Raw genomic sequence first — 18,114 nt, forward strand, 5'->3', positions numbered from 1 at the left:
CGGTTGCAGATTAATGACCTGCGAACCCAGCCTAAAGTGCCGTCATGACGAAAAAATGTCGACGTCGTGACATTCCTGCTCTTCAGGATTAAACGTAGCGGCGATCACTGGATTTAACTTAACGGCGTCCTCGGTCAAAATGTGGGAGCGGGCTTGCTCGCGAAAGCGGTGTGTCATTCAACACACTTGGCGACTGTTACGCCGTATTCGCGAGCAAGCCCGCTCCCACATTAGAAGAGCATTGCGTTATTGCGCAGGCATCGGAAGCGGTGGAATCGCTTCTGTCGGGGCCGGCAAGGCAGGATCAGTCGGCGCCGGTGCAACCGGAGCAGGCTCTGTCACCGGTGCAATCGGTGCAGCCTCAGGTGGCGGCGCTAGCGGCTCTGCAGCGGCAGGCGCTACAGGCATATCCTTCGGCGCTTCGACCTTCTCGGGTGCCGGAGCGGTTTTGGGCTCGGGCACGCCGAGGTCGGCCTTGGGCTGCTCGGGGATATGCTCAGCCTGCTTTACTTCCTGCGGCAGGAACACGTCCACCAACGCGAAGTAACGCTCGTAGAACTTCGGTGCAGAGACGGTCTCGCTCGCCACCTTCACCATCGAGTCGTCGGTGGAGCCAATCGGCATCGACACCGAGCCCAGCACGCCCACACCGAGGCTCGCGGAGTTGTTGACCTTCTTCAGCGCATAACGGTCCTGCAAGGCGTTGGCAAACATCGTCGAGTGATTGCTGCCCTTGCCATCAGCAGCGCACACCACATTGAAACTGATCTGCAGGTGGGTCTCGCCGGTCTGCTGGAAGCTCTTGTTGCCGGCCACCAACTTCGGATCGCTGCTGGTGATGATGTAGCCCTGGCTCAGCAGGGCACGGCGCGCAGCTTCACAGGCCGCCACATCGCTGACCGGGTAATCGCGGGAAAACGTACCGGAATCGTCGAAATTCTCATGTTCATAGATAGCGGTCTTGGGTGACGAGCAGCCCGCGGCGCCCGCCAGCACCAGCGCCAACCCGAGATTGCGCAAGTGAAATGATGTCGACATTGAAAATCCTGAAGAAAACGGTCCGGACGGTATTGTGCAACAGAACGCGACATTGAAGCGCGATTCCTGTCGGTAAAACATCTCAAGCTCAGACAGCGGCGTCAGTAGGAAAAAGCCCGGCGCACATATGATCGATAAAGGCCCGCAGCTTGGCCGAAGCATGGCGACTGGCCGGCCACAGCAACCAGAAACTGCCGCGATGTTCGAGGTGCTCATCCAGCACCCGTCGCAAACGCCCATGCTGTACGGCCTGGCTGACCATGTAGTCCGGCAGGCACGCAATGCCCAGTCCTTCTTGCACCACATGATTGAGGGACTCGATGGTGGTGCTGACCAGCGGTGCACGCAGGTTCAGTTCTGCCGCCCCCGGGACATGACGCAGCGGCCAGGGCTCCAGCTTGCCGGTGGCGCAGAATTTGTGCCGCAGGCAGGCGTGATGATTCAGGTCCTGTGGCCGATGGGGGGTGCCGTGCTGGTCGAAGTAGCCGGGCGTACCGACGAGGACCAACTGGTAATGCCCTAGATGGCGCACCATCAAGCGCGAATCTTCTGGCTTGCCGGTGCGAATCACGGCGTCGAAGCCCTCCTCTATCACGTCCACCATGCGATCGGAAAAATCCACATCCAACTCGATGTCCGGGTAGGCACGCATAAAATCGCTGATCACCGGCATCAACAAACCACGCACTTGGGGCACACTGATCCGCAGCTTGCCGCGAGGCTTGGCAGTGACCTCAGTCAATTCCTGTTCGGCCGCTTCCAGCTCCGCCAGGATGCGCCGCGAACGTTCCAGGAACAGCGCGCCCTCGCTGGTCAGAGTGATGCTGCGGGTGCTGCGATGAAACAACCTGACGCCCAGGCGCTCTTCCGTCCGCGCAATGCTTTTACCCACCGCCGACGATGACACGCCCAGTGCGCGGCCCGCAGCGGTAAAGCTTAGGGTTTGCGCGACCTGCACAAAAACCGAGAGGCTGCCCAGATTGTCCATGGTGATGCCTTTGCCGATTGCGGACATCAGCGTCCGATAAGTTCGGAACCTTAGCCTGTTTTTCCGCACCTCGCAGCCCCCTACCCTGGCTCCTTGACCCTTTCAAGGAGAGCCCCGATGAACGACAGCCCCCAATTGATTGATACAGCCCCCCACGCTGAACCCCTGCCACTGGCCGGTCTGCTGGCGTTGGCCTGCGCCGGCTTTATCACCATCCTCACCGAGGCAATGCCCGCCGGCTTGTTACCGCAAATCGGTGCTGGGCTTGGGGTCTCCCAGGCCCTGGTCGGGCAACTGGTGACGCTCTATGCGCTCGGCTCGTTGCTCGCCGCTATCCCGCTGACATTGCTGACCCGGGGTTGGCGCCGGCGGCCGTTGCTGTTGATCGCCATCGGCGGCTTTGCATTGGTTAACAGTGTCACCGCCTTCTCCAGCCACTATGGCTTGACCTTGGCTGCACGATTTTTCGCCGGTGTGTTCGCGGGCTTGCTGTGGGCCTTGCTGGCGGGTTACGCCAGTCGTATGGTCGCACCTCATCTGCAGGGCCGGGCGATTGCCGTGGCCATGCTGGGTGCGCCGCTGGCCTTGTCCCTCGGCGTGCCCGCCGGCACCCTGCTGGGTACGCTGGTCGGATGGCGCGCCAGTTTTGCCATCATGACTGGCCTGACCCTGTTACTGCTGGTATGGGCGCGTTGGCAACTGCCGGATTTTGCCGGTGAACCGCCAAGCAAACGCCTCGGCTTACGTCAGGTACTGGCGTTGCCAGGCATCCGGCCGGTGCTCTGGGTGACCTTTACCTACGTGCTCGCACATAACATTCTCTATACCTACATCGCCCCTTTGCTGGTGCCCGCCGGTATCGGCCGCGAGATTGATCGCGTGCTGCTGGTGTTCGGCCTGATGGCCCTGCTGAGTATCTGGCTGGTAGGCGTCTGGATTGACCGGCACCTGAGGCTACTGACCCTCATCAGTTGCGCGATGTTCGCCGTTGCGGCCCTGCTGCTCGGATTACGGTTCAACTGCGTAGTCGCCATTTACGTCAGCGTGGCGTTGTGGGGGCTCGCCTTCGGTGGGCTGCCCGCGCTATTGCAAACCGCGCTGGCCAAGTCGGCTGGCAACTCGGCCGATGCCGCCCAATCGATGTTGGTCACGGTATGGAACCTGGGCATCGCCGGAGGTGGATTAGTGGGCGGGCTCTTGCTCGAACGTTGGGGCGTCGTGGCATTTCCATGGGCCGTTCTAGGATTGATCGTGTTGGCGCTGGGCGCAATCCGGGGTAAAGCGCTGCCCGCGCGATGACAAGTTTGTTTACAACTTATTCCTCACCTTCCTATCATCGCCCCTGGGTGCGTTGCTGCATAAAGCACGGCGCAGGTTAAAAGCCAAGCATTGGTCGGGCCGCCAATGGAGATTTGTCGTGCCTGATAAACACCCCGCCATCCCCCGCCCCCAGCGTTTGACTGAGGGCGCGCTGTCCGCCCTTGAGCGCTTTTCACACATCGAAGCCGTCAGCGGGATCGTGCTGCTGCTGGCCGCCATCGTCGCGCTGGTGTGGGCCAACAGCCCCGCCGCCGCGACCTACGAGCATTTCTGGAACACGCCCATCACCCTCGGGCTGGGCGATTACAGCGTGTCGCGTTCCCTGCATTTTCTGGTGAATGACGGGCTGATGACCATTTTCTTTCTGGTGGTCGGTGCCGAGATTCGCCAGGAAATCAAAGACGGCGCCCTCGCCAACCTGAAGCTGGCCACGCTGCCGTTGGGCGCGGCGTTGGGCGGTGTGCTGATGCCCGCACTCATCTACACCCTGCTCAACCACGGCACCGCCGCCGCGAGTGGCTGGGCGGTCCCCACCGCGACCGACATCGCCTTTGCCGTGGGCGTGCTCGCGCTGCTGGGCAAATCGATTCCCAGTGGCGTACGCATCCTGCTGCTGGCCTTGGCGATCATCGATGACATCGTGGCGATCCTGATCATCGCGATCTTTTTCACCGCCAGCCTCGACTACATGGGCTTGGTGATTGCTGCCGGCGGGCTGGCCCTGGTGTTGGTGTTCCAGCGCATGGGCATCAGCAAGGCGGCGATCTATCTGCTGCCAGGCGCTATCGTGTGGTTTGGCCTGCTCAAGACCGGCGTGCACCCAACGCTCGCCGGGGTGATCCTTGGCTTGATGACCCCCGTCAATTCCAAGCCCACCCGGGAACGCCCGCTGGAAACCATCGAACGCACCTTCAACGAGCTGATGGACCGGTTCTCGCAGCCAGCCGAAGGGGCCCAGCCAGTCGCCACGCCCCTCAAGCAATTGCGCGAAGCTCAACGGGAAATACTGCCGCCGGTGCAGCGTGTTCAATCGGCGCTGCACCCGTGGGTAGCGTTCGGCGTGATGCCGCTGTTTGCATTGGCCAACGCTGGTGTGAGCCTGGACGGTTTCAATCTGGATGACCCGCTGGCCCACGGTGTGTTCATGGGCGTCATCTTCGCCCTGGTGCTCGGCAAGCCTCTGGGTGTGATGCTGGCGAGCCTGGCGCTGGTCAAGCTCAACATCTGCAAGCTGCCGGACGGTGTGACCTGGACAGGCGTTGGCCTGGTCGGCCTGCTGGCGGGGATCGGTTTCACCATGTCGATCTTTATCTCGTCCCTGGCATTTTCCGACCCGGCCCTGCTGTCGGCTGCGAAGCTGAGCGTATTGGCGGCTTCAACCCTGGCGGCGGTGATCGGGTTGACGTGGGGCAAGCTCAAGTTTGCAGCTAAGAACGCCTGAAGCGCATTCAGCACTCACTTTATCAAGGGCAAAAAAAGACCCCGGCCTTTTCAGGTCGGGGTCTTTTTATTCAGGCCGGCATCAATACTTCTTGATGTCTGCCTGGGTTTCCAGCTGCTTGCGGTAGGCCGCGAAGTCCTGCTGGCCAATACGGGAAGCGAGGAAGCGGCGGTATTGCGCTTTTTCTTCGTCCGTAGGGGCCGCTGCTTCGTTCACGCCGTTCAAGCGCACGATCACCAGGCTGCCATCGCGCAGGGTCACGGTGGTGAAGGTCGGCTTGTCCTTGGCCGCAGGCTTGGGCATGCGGAACAAGGCTTGCAGCACGGCCGGGTCGATGGAGTCCTGACCACGTGTAGCTGCCTCAGTCACCTTCCAGGCCTGGCCGTCAACCGGCTGGTCCAGCGCGGTCTTGCCATCACGCAGGCTGGCGATCAACTCGTCGGCATGGGCTTTGGCGGCAGCGCTCGCGCGCTCCTTGGTCATCTGGGTGCGAATGGCCGCAGCGACGTTCTCCAGCGGCAACTGGGCCGGCTTGAGATGCTCTTTGGCACGCAGTACGATGATGGTTTCCGGGTCCAGCTCGATAGCGCTGCTGTTGGCACCTTCATCCAGCACTTCCGGGCTGAAGGCTGCAGTGACCACGGCACGGTTGGCCGCAACACCTTCGCCACCTTCACGGCCAAACGGCGCGGAAGTGTGGACGGTCAGCTTCAGGTCAGACGCCGGCTGGGCCAGGTCAGAGGCTTCGAATGCCGCATCTTCCAATTGCTTGGTCGCTTCGACAAAACGCTGTTCAACCTGCTGTGCCTTGAGCTCGCGGGTCAGCTTGTCTTTCAGGCTGGCGAACGATGGCACCTCAGGCGCTTCAACGCCCAGCAACTTGATCAGATGCCAACCGAAGGTAGTGCGCACTGGCGCCGACACCTGGTCTTGCTTCAAGCCGTACAGCGCGGTTTCAAAGTCCGGGTCATAAACGCCAGGGCCCGCAAAGCCGAGGTCACCGCCATTGTTGGCCGAACCTGGGTCCTGGGAGAACTCCTTGGCCAGGGCTTCGAACTTCTCACCCTTGGCCAGGCGCGCCTGGATGTCTTCGATCTTGGCCTTGGCTTGCGCCTCGGTGACCTTGTCGTTGACTTCAATCAGGATATGCGCGGCACGACGCTGTTCAGCGAGGTTGGCGGTTTCCTTCTCGTAGGCAGCCTGCAGCTCATCGTCCTTGACGCTGACCTGGTCGAAGAAGGAAGACTTCTTCAACTCCAGATAGTCGATGACCACCTGGTCCGGGGTCATGAACTCTTTGGCGTGCTGGTCGTAGTAGGCCTTGACCTCGTCGTCGGTGAGTTTCACCGCCGCAGGGTCAGCCTTGATGTTGACGGTAGCGAAGTCGCGGGTCTGTTTTTCCAGACGGGCAAATGCCAGCACCTCGGCGTCGGTCACAAAACCGCTGCCGGCGATGCCTGCGCGAACCTGGCCGATCAGCATTTCCTGGGTCAGCATCTGACGGAATTGCATGCGGCTATAGCCCAGCTGACGGATCACCTGGTCAAAGCGGTCGGCGTTGAACTTGCCGTCCACCTGGAATTCCGGCGTCTGCAGGATCACCTGGTCCAGCGCCGCTTCCGAGAAGCCGAACTTGGAATCGGCAGCACCTTGCAGGAGCAGCTTGCGGTCAATCAGGCCCTTGAGGGCAGCATCGCGCAGCAGTTTTTCGTCCAGCAGGGAAGCATCGAAATCCTTGCCCAACTGTTGCATCAGCTGGCGCCGTTGCATATCGACGGCCTGGCTCAGTTCGGTCTGGGTGATTTCTTCACCATTGACCTTGGCCACGTCCTGCTTGTTATTACCCGAAGCCTGGAAAATGGCTTCGATACCGGTGAACGCCATCAAAGCGACGATGATCCCGATAATGGTCTTGGCAATCCAGCCTTGTGAATTGTCCCTGATATTTTGCAGCATGCGTCCCCCAGAAACGGTTGAACTTCAAAAATTAGGCAACCGTGGAGCGTGGGTAGAGTCCGGATAGAAGAAAGGCGCATCCGAGGATGCGCCTTCTCGTAACTGGCGGAGCGGACGGGGGTTCGAATCTGCACCCCCGGCGTGGCGACCCGATACGTGGGTCAGCTACCGCTCCGCTGCCAGGTCAGACCTGCGTCCGACCCGGGTAAGCAAAGGCTTGAACGAAGCTTAGTTAACGGCTTCTTTCAGGGCTTTACCGGCTTTGAAACCTGGTTTCTTGGCAGCAGCGATTTGCAGTGCTTTGCCGGTCTGTGGGTTACGGCCAGTGCGAGCTGGGCGGTCAGTCACAGAGAAAGTACCGAAGCCTACCAGTACCACGGAGTCGCCGGCCTTCAGAGCGCCAGTGACGGATTCGATTACTGCGTCCAGCGCACGGCCAGCAGCAGCTTTCGGGATATCAGCGGATGCAGCGATAGCATCAATCAGTTCCGACTTGTTCACTCTAAGTCCCCTTATATATCTATTGAGTATGATTCTAAGTTTTTTGGTAAAAAGCAAAACCAGTGCTGAATGGCCTACAGACACTTAAGAGCCGCTTTATAACAAGGGCTCTAAAAAGCTGTCAAGGAAGCCCCCCAGGCTCCAACACATTAATGCGTGCTAATTCTTTCCTTGGAATCGGACTCGCGTTTTTCGTCCTTCGCGACTATCTCCGGGGCCACATCCGGCAAGGGCTCCGGCGCGTATTGCAGCGCAATTTGCAGGACCTCGTCAATCCATTTAACCGGTTTAATCTGAAGATCCTGCTTGATATTGTCAGGAATTTCCTTCAAGTCGCGAACATTCTCTTCAGGAATGATCACGGTCTTGATTCCACCCCGGTGCGCAGCGAGTAATTTCTCTTTCAGACCACCGATCGCCAATACCTGACCACGCAGGGTAATTTCCCCGGTCATCGCCACATCGGCACGCACAGGAATGCCGGTCAACGCTGATACCAGCGCCGTGCACATGCCTACGCCAGCGCTAGGGCCGTCTTTGGGGGTCGCCCCTTCCGGCATGTGGATATGGGTGTCGTGCTTCTCGTGGAAGTCCAGCGGGATGCCCAGGCTGCGGGCGCGGCTGCGCACCACGGTCTGCGCGGCGGTAATGGATTCGACCATCACGTCACCCAGGGAGCCGGTCTTGATCAATTGGCCTTTGCCCGGAATCACCGCAGCTTCGATGGTGAGCAATTCGCCACCGACCTGGGTCCACGCCAAACCAGTCACCTGGCCGACCTGATCCTGTTGCTCGGCCAGGCCGTAGCGGAATTTCTTCACGCCCAGGAAGTGTTCCAGGGAATCGGCAACTACCTTCACAGAGAAGCGTTTTTCCAGCGCGTGCTCCTTCACCGCCTTGCGGCAGATCTTCGCGATCTGGCGCTCAAGGCCCCGTACACCGGCCTCGCGGGTGTAGTAGCGCACGATGTCACGGATCGCCTCGACCTCGAATTCGATCTCGCCCTTCTTCAGGCCGTTGGCCGAAATCTGCTTGGGCGCCAGGTACTTGACTGCGATGTTGATCTTCTCGTCTTCGGTGTAGCCCGGCAGACGAATCACCTCCATCCGATCCAGCAAGGCTGGCGGAATGTTCATGGAGTTGGAGGTGCACAAGAACATTACGTCAGACAAGTCGTAGTCGACTTCCAGGTAATGGTCGTTGAAATTATGGTTTTGCTCGGGATCAAGCACTTCGAGCAAGGCCGACGCCGGGTCGCCACGCATGTCGCTGCCCATTTTGTCGATTTCATCGAGCAGGAACAGCGGGTTGCGCACCCCCACTTTTGTCATCTTTTGAATCAATCTTCCTGGCATCGAACCGATGTAGGTACGGCGATGACCACGGATTTCCGCTTCGTCACGCACGCCACCCAAGGCCATGCGCACGAACTTGCGGTTAGTCGCGCTGGCAATCGATTCCGCCAGGGATGTTTTACCCACACCTGGAGGCCCGACCAGGCACAGCACCGGACCGCGGATTTTTTTCACACGCTTTTGCACGGCGAGGTACTCAAGGATGCGCTCCTTGACCTCTTCCAGGCCGTAATGGTCAGCGTCGAGGATCTCTTCAGCACGGGCCAGGTCCAGGCGCACCTTGGTCTGGGCTTTCCACGGCACTTGCACCAACCAGTCGATATACGAGCGCACCACGGTGGCTTCGGCCGACATCGGCGACATCTGCTTGAGCTTGTTCAGCTCCGCGGTGGCCTTGGCCAGGGCGTCTTTGGGCAGGCCAGCGGCATCGATACGCTTCTTCAGCTCTTCGATTTCGTTGTGGCCTTCCTCGCCGTCACCGAGTTCTTTCTGAATGGCCTTCATCTGCTCATTCAGATAGTACTCGCGCTGGCTACGCTCCATCTGCTTCTTCACACGGCCACGGATGCGTTTCTCAACCTGTAGCAGGTCGATTTCGCCATCCAGCAACGCCAGCACGTGTTCGACACGGGCCGACAGGTCGATGATTTCGAGGATGTCTTGCTTCTGCTCGATCTTCAGCGCCATGTGGGCGGCCATGGTGTCGACCAGGCGGCTTGGCTCATCAATGCTGTTGAGGGACGACAGGACTTCAGCCGGAACTTTCTTGCCCAACTGCACATACTGCTCGAACTGCGAGAGCAGGCTGCGCACGAACACCTCGGACTCACGCTCCGGGGCTTCGACTTCGTCGATCAGCGCCACTTCTGCACGCAAGTGGCCATCCACTTCCATGAAACGCTCTACGGCGCCGCGCTGCTCACCTTCGACCAACACCTTGACGGTGCCATCGGGCAGTTTGAGCAATTGCAGGACAGTGGCAATGGTGCCGACGCGATACAGGGCATCTTCACCCGGATCGTCATCAGCAGGATTCTTCTGGGCCAACAGCAGGATTTGCTTGTCGCCCGTCATCGCGGCCTCGAGGGCTTCGATAGACTTCTCGCGCCCCACGAACAGCGGGATAACCATGTGCGGATAGACGACGACATCACGCAACGGCAGGAGAGGCAATTCGATGGTTGTCTTCATGATTTCGCCTCTATGACAGTTCAAAAATAAGCTTGAAACCAAGATGGGGGTTACATGCAAAAAAAACAAGCTCAATGCCAGTAGTTAAACGCATGAATACACGCGAATTTAACCACCGCTCCGAGAAAAGCCCCCAAAAAACAAGGGGCCCCTAGAGGCCCCTTGCTTGTACCGCAACTGCTGAACGCTTACGCGTCGGGTGCAGCCTTGGCAGCCGGCTCACTGTTTTCGTAGATATACAGTGGCTTGGATTTGCCTTCGATCACGCTTTCGTCGATCACCACTTTACTCACCTCGGACTGCGAGGGGATTTCGTACATGGTGTCGAGCAACACGCCCTCGAGAATAGAACGCAGGCCACGTGCACCGGTCTTGCGCTCCAGTGCCCGCTTGGCCACCGATTTCAGCGCGTCAGTACGGAACTCGAGGTCTACACCTTCCATCTCGAACAATTTGCCGTATTGCTTGGTCAGGGCGTTTTTCGGCTCGGTGAGGATCTGGATCAAAGCCGCCTCATCCAACTCGTCCAACGTGGCCAGGACCGGCAGACGGCCAACGAATTCCGGGATCAGACCGAACTTGACCAGATCGTCAGGCTCGACTTCACGCAGGGACTCGCCCACCTTCTTGCCTTCTTCCTTGCTACGCACTTCCGCACTGAAACCAATGCCGCCACGGGTGGAACGCTGCTGAATCACCTTCTCCAGACCGGAGAACGCACCGCCACAAATGAACAGGATGTTGCGCGTATCAACCTGAAGGAATTCCTGCTGCGGGTGCTTGCGGCCGCCTTGTGGCGGAACGGAAGCGACCGTGCCTTCGATCAGTTTCAACAGGGCCTGCTGCACGCCTTCACCGGAAACGTCCCGGGTGATCGACGGGTTGTCCGACTTGCGCGAGATCTTGTCGATCTCGTCGATGTAGACAATACCCATCTGGGCCTTCTCTACGTCGTAGTCGCACTTCTGCAGCAGTTTCTGAATGATGTTCTCGACATCTTCACCCACGTAGCCAGCCTCGGTGAGGGTGGTGGCGTCGGCGATGGTGAACGGAACGTTCAGCAGGCGAGCGAGGGTTTCTGCAAGCAGGGTTTTACCCGAGCCTGTAGGACCGATCAGCAAGATGTTGCTCTTGCCAAGTTCAACCTCGTCACCTTTCTTGTCACGTTGGTTCAAGCGCTTGTAGTGGTTGTACACCGCTACGGCCAGAACCTTCTTTGCACGCTCTTGACCAATGACGTACTGGTCAAGGATGCCGCTGATTTCTTTAGGCGAAGGTAATTTATGCGCACTGCTCTCGGCCTGGGCTTCCTGCACCTCCTCACGGATGATGTCATTGCACAGGTCGACGCATTCGTCGCAGATAAACACCGAGGGGCCGGCAATCAATTTGCGTACTTCATGCTGGCTTTTGCCACAGAAGGAGCAATAGAGCAGCTTGCCGTTGTCCTCGCCGTTGCGGGTGTCAGTCATTCGTTCGATCCAAATCCGATAGGCTTGCAACACAAGATGAAGGCTTATGCGGGCTTTTTCAAGCCCGCCAGTGGTCGGACATGCCGACCAGCCCTATTTTGAGCGGCTTATATTAAGCGGGGCGCTTGTCGATCACTGCGTCGATCAACCCGTATTCCTTGGCGGCTTCAGCGCTCATGAAATTGTCACGGTTGGTATCGCGCTCGATTTCTTCCAGGGTGCGCCCGCTGTGCTTGGCCATCAGCGTGTTGAGACGCTCACGAATGAAGAGGATTTCCTTGGCGTGGATTTCGATGTCCGACGCCTGGCCCTGGAAACCGCCCAGTGGCTGGTGAATCATCACACGCGAGTTCGGCAGGCAGAAACGCTTGCCTTCGGCACCCGCGGTCAGCAGGAAGGCGCCCATGCTGCACGCCTGGCCAATACAGGTGGTCGACACGTTTGGCTTGATGAACTGCATGGTGTCGTAGATCGACATGCCCGCAGTCACCGAACCGCCCGGTGAGTTGATGTAGAGATGGATGTCCTTGTCCGGGTTTTCCGCTTCAAGGAACAGCAATTGCGCACAAATCAGGTTGGCCATGTAGTCCTCTACCGGGCCAACCAGAAAGATCACTCGCTCCTTGAGCAGGCGCGAGTAGATGTCGTAGGCGCGTTCGCCACGAGCGGACTGCTCGACAACCATCGGGACCAGGCCGCCTGCGGCCTGGATATCAGAGTTCTGCTGAATATAGGAATTACGGAACATGCTCTGCAGTTACTCCCAAATAGTCATGTCTTGAAAACGCATAAGCCAGCGCGAGGCTGGCTTATGGTTGAATTTCCAACGAGTTGGACAATCAGTCGGCTTGTGCTGCTTCCGCCGGTTTGACTGCTTCTTCGTAAGAGACCGCTTTATCGGTCACCTTAGCCTTCTGCAGAACAGTATCCACAACTTGTTCTTCCAGCACAACCGAACGTACTTCGTTCATCTGCTGCTCGTTCTTGTAGTACCAAGCCACGACCTGCTCAGGCTCCTGGTAGGCCGAAGCCATTTCCTGGATCATTTCGCGAACGCGGTCTTCGTCTGGCTTGAGGTCGAACTGCTTGACCACTTCGGCCACGATCAGGCCCAGCACAACGCGGCGCTTGGCTTGCTCTTCGAACAGCTCGGCCGGCAGTTGGTCAGGCTTGATGTTGCCACCAAACTGCTGAACCGCTTGAACGCGCAGGCGATCCACTTCGTTGGACAGCAGAGCCTTAGGCACTTCGATCGGGTTGGCGGCCAGCAGACCATCCATGACCTGGTTCTTGACCTTGGACTTGATAGCCTGGCGCAGCTCACGCTCCATGTTCTTGCGAACTTCGGTGCGGAAGCCTTCGATGCCGGTTTCCTTGATGCCGAACTGGGCGAAGAACTCTTCGTTCAGCTCTGGCAGCTTAGGCTCGGAAACGCTGTTGACGGTAACGGTGAACTCGGCGGCTTTGCCAGCCAGGTCCAGGTTCTGGTAGTCAGCAGGGAAAGTCAGGTTCAGAACGCGCTCTTCGCCGGCTTTGGCGCCAACCAGGCCGTCTTCGAAACCAGGGATCATGCGGTTGGAACCCAGCACCAGCTGAGTGCCCTTGGAGGAGCCGCCAGCGAAGACTTCGCCGTCAACCTTGCCAACGAAATCGATGTTCAGTTGGTCTTCGTTCTGGGCGGCACGGTCGGCCACTTCGAAACGAGTGTTCTGCTTGCGCAGGATTTCCAGCATGTTGTCCAGGTCCGAATCAGCCACTTCGGCGCTCAGACGCTCGATTTCGATACCGTCGAAACCGGCCACTTCAAATTCCGGGAACACTTCGAATACGGCAACGTATTCCAGGTCCTTGCCCGCTTCCAGGGACTTGGGCTCGATCGAAGGCGAGCCAGCCGGGTTCAGCTTCTGCTCGACAACGGCTTCGTAGAAGGAAGCCTGGATCACGTCACCTACAGCTTCCTGGCGCGCATCGGCACCAAAACGACGCTTGATTTCGCTCATAGGCACTTTGCCTGGACGGAAACCAGCGATCTTGGCCTTTTGGGCAGTCTGCTGCAGACGCTTGTTGACCGCAGTCTCGATACGCTCTGCCGGCACAGTGATGCTCAGGCGGCGCTCGAGAGCAGTAGTATTTTCAACAGAAACTTGCATGGATATTCCTCGTTGCACAGACATTAGCCGGCCATTTCCGACCCCAATCAAGGGCATGCATTCTAGTGGGTCAAACTCAAGAAGTCACCCTACTGAAAACACCGCGAAAAATAGCCGGCAATTTATCGGTACGAAAGCACTGAAGTACCTCGCCCCGGTGACAAATACAGCCAAATTGCGCCAGGGCTCTGCGCCGCCCCTCTCTATATATAGAAGGAACAACCATTCATCTCCCTGGCGGCCCGCCCTGCGAACAAGGCGAGCAAGCAACGCGGCATCATCGAGATACATAAATACGACGACACGCCCTGCCGGGGCAGCCCAGCACCTGCAACCACCCAATCTCAAACCGCCAAAACCAAAAAAGGCGCCAGACTGTTAAATCTGGCGCCTTTCGAATATGGGGTGGACGAAGGGGATCGAACCCTCGACAACGGGAGTCACAATCCCGTGCTCTACCAACTGAGCTACGCCCACCATATTGCGTTAACAAAGAAACCAAACCACTTCTTTGTTGAGCCCTGCCCCGCCTGACGACCGGGAAAAGCTTTAATTGGTGCGGATGAAGAGACTCGAACTCTTACGCCTCGCGGCGCTGGAACCTAAATCCAGTGTGTCTACCAATTCCACCACATCCGCGCTTGAAGCTCTTAAAGCAAAGGCGCCAGACTGTTAAATCTGGCGCCTTTCAGAATATGGGGTGGACGAAGGGGATCGAACCCTCGACAACGGGAGTCACAATCCCGTGCTCTACCAACTGAGCTACGCCCACCATATAGCGCTACTTGTGCCAAAGCTGCCTAATGGCGCACCCGGCAGGACTCGAACCTGCGACCATCCGCTTAGAAGGCGGATGCTCTATCCAGCTGAGCTACGGGCGCCTTATTAATCTGTACTCTTGGAGGATTACAAACTAAGTGCTTCCAGCCTTGCAGTACAACTATTCTGCTCGACCTTCTTAACCAGTGCTAGGCTGTGCCCGACAAGTGCGACGAATAGTATAGATGCCCTGGAAACCCGTCAAATCTTTTTTGAAAAAAACTGATTTTATTTAAGGGGTTAGGGCAATTTGCAGACCAAGCGCCTTTGCCCTCGCGCCTTGGCATGCGAGAATGCGCGCACTTTTCTTCCCCCTCTCGATGGTTAATCACGCGTAATGACTGCACAACTTATCGACGGCAAATCAATCGCCGCCAGCCTGCGCCAGCAGATCGCCAAACGAGTCACCGAGCGCAGCCAGCAAGGCCTGCGCACGCCTGGCCTCGCGGTGATCCTGGTCGGCAGCGATCCTGCCTCTCAGGTTTATGTCTCGCACAAGCGTAAAGACTGTGAAGAGGTCGGCTTTATTTCCAAGGCCTACGACTTGCCTTCGGACACCACTCAACAGGCCCTGACCGACCTGATTGACAGCCTCAACGATGATCCGGACATGGACGGCATCCTGCTGCAGCTGCCACTGCCCGAGCACCTGGACGCCTCCAAGCTGCTGGAGCGCATCCGCCCGGACAAGGACGTCGACGGTTTCCACCCTTATAACGTCGGCCGCCTGGCTCAACGCATTCCCCTGCTGCGCCCATGCACGCCTAAAGGCATCATGACGCTGCTGGAAAGCACCGGTGTCGACCTGTACGGCCTTGACGCTGTGGTGGTGGGCGCATCGAACATCGTTGGTCGCCCGATGGCCATGGAACTGCTGCTGGCCGGCTGCACCGTGACCGTCACCCATCGCTTCACCAGGGACCTCGCCGGCCACGTCGGCCGTGCCGACCTGGTAGTAGTCGCCGCCGGCAAGCCGGGCCTGGTCAAGGGTGAGTGGATCAAGGAAGGCGCCATCGTTATTGACGTGGGTATCAACCGCCAGGAAGACGGCAAGTTGGTGGGCGACGTGGTGTATGAAACCGCCCTGCCCCGAGCAGGCTGGATCACGCCGGTCCCTGGCGGTGTCGGGCCGATGACCCGGGCCTGCTTGCTGGAAAACACCTTATATGCAGCGGAAACGCTGCACGGTTAATAACCAGAGGTGATGAAAAAGCCCTGCCTTAGCGCAGGGCTTTTTATTGCCCGTAAAAAACCGTTTTTTCTTATTTTTTAGGCACTTTCGTCTGGTTCTAGAAGAACATTCGACAGTTCTTCATCCATACTCCTAAAATGTAACGTCATTTGTCTTAAGACCCGTTCTACAACGGCATTTCCTTACTTTTTAGCGAGTTCATCCGCGTGAAAATTCGTCTTTCTATTGTCAGCCTGTTTTTTGCGATAACAGGCACCTTCGCCCACGCTGCCGAATCCACCCTGGCCCCGCGTGACGCCTCCAAGCTGCAGATCGCCTCCGGCAGCGCCATGCTGGTCGACTTGCAGACCAATAAAGTCATTTATTCCAGCAACCCTGACGTGGTGGTACCTATCGCCTCGGTGAGCAAGCTGATGACTGGCCTGATCGTCCTCGAAGCCAAGCAGAATATGGACGAGTACATCGACATCAACATCACCGACACGCCCGAGATGAAAGGCGTGTTCTCCCGGGTGAAGATCGGCAGCCAGATGCCACGTAAGGAAATGCTGCTGATCGCGCTGATGTCTTCGGAAAACCGCGCCGCCGCCAGCCTCGCCCACCACTATCCAGGTGGTTATGCGGCCTTCATTGCCGCGATGAACGCCAAGGCCAAATCCCTGGGCATGACCAGCACCCACTACGTGGAGCCCACCGGCCTGTCGATCCATAACGTGTCGACCGCTCGCGACCTGAGCAAGCTGCTGGCCTATGCGCGCAAGTTTCCGATGCTGAGCCAGTTGAGCACCACCAAGGAAAAGACCGTGTCGTTCCGCAAGCCTAATTACACCTTGGGCTTCTCCAACACCGACCATCTGATCAACCGCGCCAACTGGGATATCAAGCTGACCAAGACCGGCTTCACCAACCAGGCCGGCCATTGCCTGGTGTTGGTGACGAGCATGGGCAATCGCCCGGTGTCGCTGGTGATCCTGGATGCCTTTGGCAAGTTCACCCATTTTGCCGATGCCAGCCGTATTCGTAGCTGGGTCGAGACCGGCAAAGGCGGCGCAGTGCCGGATGTAGCGCTGCGTTACAAGGCCGATAAAAACCTCAAGAACCGAGCGACCGCTACGGAAGTACGTCGATAAGCAACGATTTTAGTGTGGGGGCGAGCAAGCCCGCTTCCACATTATTTGAGCTTCACTTCTTCTCTGCCAACACCTTGAGCGCTTGGGCCGCCGCTTGCTCCTGCCCCGCCTGCGCCGTGGCATTGGCCGCATCGCGCCAGCGCTGCACGTCCACATTGGCCGGCAACTGGCTCGGGCGCTGGGTCAGAATGGCCCAATGGCCCGCGCTCGCCCACGCCGACTCGAAGTCGCTGAAGCTCATGATCAGCCGGCGCTCGTTGCCAGAGCGCAACAGCACCGTACTCTTCTGTTGGTTGAACCCCACCACCACGACATAGCGCGCCCCGGACCAATAACTGGCGTTGATCCGCGCCATCACTGGGTAACCCGCCGCCACCTGCGCCAGCACGGCGGTCAGCTTGGCCTCCAGTGGATACACCATCAGCCCGTATTCACGTGCCAGCACTTGCATGTTGCGCTCAAGGTCCGCCTCGGCTCCGGGCAGGTGCAGCGGTTTATCAAGCAAACCCGGTGTCATGACAATGCCTTGTTGCGACAGCATGCTGGCAAGTGCCGTAGGACCGCTCTGATAAGCCTCGCTGCGAAAGGTCGGCACGCCAGTGAGTTCAACGCGCTCCGGCAAGCCTGGCAGTTTCGATGGTGTGCTGCTGGCACAGGCCGCCAGCCCAAGGGCAGCGGCGAGCAGCAAGGAGGTTTTAAGGTTCGACCGTAAGCGCAATTTTTTCACTCTCTTGATCAACTGCCGGTAAAGGCCTCCGATCATAGGGCGCCCCGCCCCGCCGGTATAGCCCACTGGCTCAGTAAAGCGGCGCTGATAGAGCAAAGAAGTTGGACCGACTCGACCATTGGTCAATAGCAGGCAACCGCCAGCTGACTAGACTGTCCATTGAGAAGACTGTGTGTGCCCCAAGTGGGCGAAAGGAGGCCCGAATGAGCCTTGCGACAACGATTTTCCTGTTGATCTGTGGTTGGCTGGCCGTCGCCGCCGCCATGCTGTGGGGAGTCATGCGCGTGACGCGCCGGCATCATCACCCCCACGTCAAACCTGCTGCACCCGCAAAACCGCACAAGGCGACGGCGCATCACGCCTAGCCAGGCATGCAATTGAAGTCCTGGGTCGCGGCAATTTCCTTGCCGTGGCCGTCCTCAAGGGACGCGCGCACCGTGGTGCCCAGGCTCGACTCCACCAGGGTGTAGTGCTCACCTGCCTTGAAATGCTTGTACTCGATGCGGCCCTGGCAGTCCTGCTGGTTGTCATCACCCGGCTCGTCTTCAAATAAAGTCACGTCCAGGCGATGGTCCCCCGGGGTCACCTCAAAATAGCGCCCATCGTCCACCCGCTTGCCATCGACACGCTCGGCCATCAGGTCATTCGGCGCTTCTTCCTGCAAGCCGATCCAGGCTTCGCTGGGGTCCGCCTTGGGGATCGGGCCGGCGCAGGCCGACAGTAAACAGACAAAGCCAAGGACGGGAACTAACAACAGTGGTTTGAGTGACATGACAGGGCTCCAAAGGGCATGAATGAAAAGCTCGTATCCGATGGCTGACAAGCTTGATGAGC

At 58.5% G+C, this 18,114-nt stretch carries 15 protein-coding genes and 4 tRNA genes; 5 read left to right on the forward strand and 14 right to left on the reverse strand.

Features of this window, described 5'->3' with window-relative positions:
* Nucleotides 1-246 precede the first annotated feature (246 nt).
* Together JJD66_RS13565 and JJD66_RS13570 are read right to left on the reverse strand one after the other, a co-directional pair.
* Nucleotides 247-1,038 (reverse strand): DUF2242 domain-containing protein, encoded by a 792-nt coding sequence (locus JJD66_RS13565; protein ID WP_200648366.1) that lies wholly within the window; start codon nt 1,036-1,038, stop codon nt 247-249.
* Between the two features lie 88 nt (nt 1,039-1,126).
* The gene (locus JJD66_RS13570) at nt 1,127-2,026 is read right to left on the reverse strand and encodes a LysR family transcriptional regulator (protein ID WP_200648379.1); all 900 of its coding nucleotides are present in this window, start codon (nt 2,024-2,026) and stop codon (nt 1,127-1,129) included.
* 117 nt (nt 2,027-2,143) lie between these two features.
* Here JJD66_RS13570 and JJD66_RS13575 point away from each other — a divergent pair, with 117 nt between their 5' ends.
* Together JJD66_RS13575 and nhaA are read left to right on the forward strand one after the other, a co-directional pair.
* Nucleotides 2,144-3,325 (forward strand): MFS transporter, encoded by a 1,182-nt coding sequence (locus JJD66_RS13575; protein WP_200648367.1) that lies wholly within the window; start codon nt 2,144-2,146, stop codon nt 3,323-3,325.
* Between the two features lie 118 nt (nt 3,326-3,443).
* Nucleotides 3,444-4,787, forward strand: a complete 1,344-nt coding sequence (nhaA, locus tag JJD66_RS13580) for a Na+/H+ antiporter NhaA (protein ID WP_200648368.1) — start codon at nt 3,444-3,446, stop codon at nt 4,785-4,787.
* A gap of 81 nt (nt 4,788-4,868) precedes the next feature.
* On the opposite strand, the gene JJD66_RS13585 is transcribed toward nhaA, so the two are convergent.
* The 10 genes from JJD66_RS13585 to JJD66_RS13630 all read right to left on the reverse strand — a co-directional run bounded on the left by JJD66_RS13585 (nt 4,869) and on the right by JJD66_RS13630 (nt 14,293).
* Nucleotides 4,869-6,743 (reverse strand): SurA N-terminal domain-containing protein, encoded by a 1,875-nt coding sequence (locus JJD66_RS13585; protein WP_200648369.1) that lies wholly within the window; start codon nt 6,741-6,743, stop codon nt 4,869-4,871.
* Nucleotides 6,744-6,971: 228 nt separating this feature from the next.
* The gene (locus JJD66_RS13590; protein WP_003174819.1) at nt 6,972-7,244 is read right to left on the reverse strand and encodes an HU family DNA-binding protein; all 273 of its coding nucleotides are present in this window, start codon (nt 7,242-7,244) and stop codon (nt 6,972-6,974) included.
* 149 nt (nt 7,245-7,393) lie between these two features.
* Nucleotides 7,394-9,790, reverse strand: a complete 2,397-nt coding sequence (lon, locus tag JJD66_RS13595; RefSeq protein ID WP_200648370.1) for an endopeptidase La — start codon at nt 9,788-9,790, stop codon at nt 7,394-7,396.
* Between the two features lie 188 nt (nt 9,791-9,978).
* Nucleotides 9,979-11,262 carry an ATP-dependent Clp protease ATP-binding subunit ClpX gene (gene clpX, locus JJD66_RS13600; protein ID WP_003192254.1) on the reverse strand — a complete coding sequence of 428 codons (1,284 nt, stop codon included), beginning with the start codon at nt 11,260-11,262 and terminating at the stop codon, nt 9,979-9,981.
* 112 nt (nt 11,263-11,374) lie between these two features.
* Entirely contained in the window at nt 11,375-12,010 is a 636-nt protein-coding gene (gene clpP, locus JJD66_RS13605; protein ID WP_003192255.1) for an ATP-dependent Clp endopeptidase proteolytic subunit ClpP, read from the reverse strand.
* A 91-nt stretch (nt 12,011-12,101) separates the two neighbouring features.
* Nucleotides 12,102-13,412, reverse strand: a complete 1,311-nt coding sequence (gene tig / locus JJD66_RS13610; RefSeq protein WP_054917375.1) for a trigger factor — start codon at nt 13,410-13,412, stop codon at nt 12,102-12,104.
* A gap of 401 nt (nt 13,413-13,813) precedes the next feature.
* Nucleotides 13,814-13,889, reverse strand: a tRNA-His gene (locus tag JJD66_RS13615).
* A 77-nt stretch (nt 13,890-13,966) separates the two neighbouring features.
* Nucleotides 13,967-14,051: transfer RNA gene (locus JJD66_RS13620), tRNA-Leu, on the reverse strand.
* Nucleotides 14,052-14,108: 57 nt separating this feature from the next.
* Nucleotides 14,109-14,184 (reverse strand) — tRNA-His (locus JJD66_RS13625).
* A gap of 32 nt (nt 14,185-14,216) precedes the next feature.
* Nucleotides 14,217-14,293, reverse strand: a tRNA-Arg gene (locus JJD66_RS13630).
* Between the two features lie 275 nt (nt 14,294-14,568).
* Here JJD66_RS13630 and folD point away from each other — a divergent pair.
* Together folD and pbpG are read left to right on the forward strand one after the other, a co-directional pair.
* A complete protein-coding gene (folD, locus tag JJD66_RS13635; RefSeq protein ID WP_105227220.1) occupies nt 14,569-15,423 on the forward strand; it encodes a bifunctional methylenetetrahydrofolate dehydrogenase/methenyltetrahydrofolate cyclohydrolase FolD in 855 nt (284 codons plus the stop codon).
* Nucleotides 15,424-15,629: 206 nt separating this feature from the next.
* Entirely contained in the window at nt 15,630-16,553 is a 924-nt protein-coding gene (pbpG, locus tag JJD66_RS13640) for a D-alanyl-D-alanine endopeptidase (RefSeq protein WP_054898262.1), read from the forward strand.
* Nucleotides 16,554-16,605: 52 nt separating this feature from the next.
* Here pbpG and JJD66_RS13645 read toward each other — a convergent pair whose 3' ends face one another.
* Complete coding sequence (locus JJD66_RS13645; RefSeq protein WP_127880778.1) at nt 16,606-17,271, reverse strand: peptidase C39 family protein; 666 nt, start codon at nt 17,269-17,271, stop codon at nt 16,606-16,608.
* A 212-nt stretch (nt 17,272-17,483) separates the two neighbouring features.
* On the opposite strand from JJD66_RS13645, the gene JJD66_RS13650 reads away from it, so the two are divergent.
* Entirely contained in the window at nt 17,484-17,645 is a 162-nt protein-coding gene (locus JJD66_RS13650) for a hypothetical protein (protein WP_200648371.1), read from the forward strand.
* On the opposite strand, the gene JJD66_RS13655 is transcribed toward JJD66_RS13650, so the two are convergent.
* On the reverse strand, nt 17,642-18,052 hold the full coding sequence (locus JJD66_RS13655; protein WP_034127951.1) for a PA0061/PA0062 family lipoprotein: 411 nt from the start codon (nt 18,050-18,052) through the stop codon (nt 17,642-17,644). The genes JJD66_RS13650 and JJD66_RS13655 overlap by 4 nt on opposite strands.
* Between the last annotated feature and the right edge of the window lie 62 nt (nt 18,053-18,114).

The organism is Pseudomonas sp. MF6751 (assembly GCF_016613265.1).
Lineage (GTDB): Bacteria > Pseudomonadota > Gammaproteobacteria > Pseudomonadales > Pseudomonadaceae > Aquipseudomonas > Aquipseudomonas fluorescens_BV.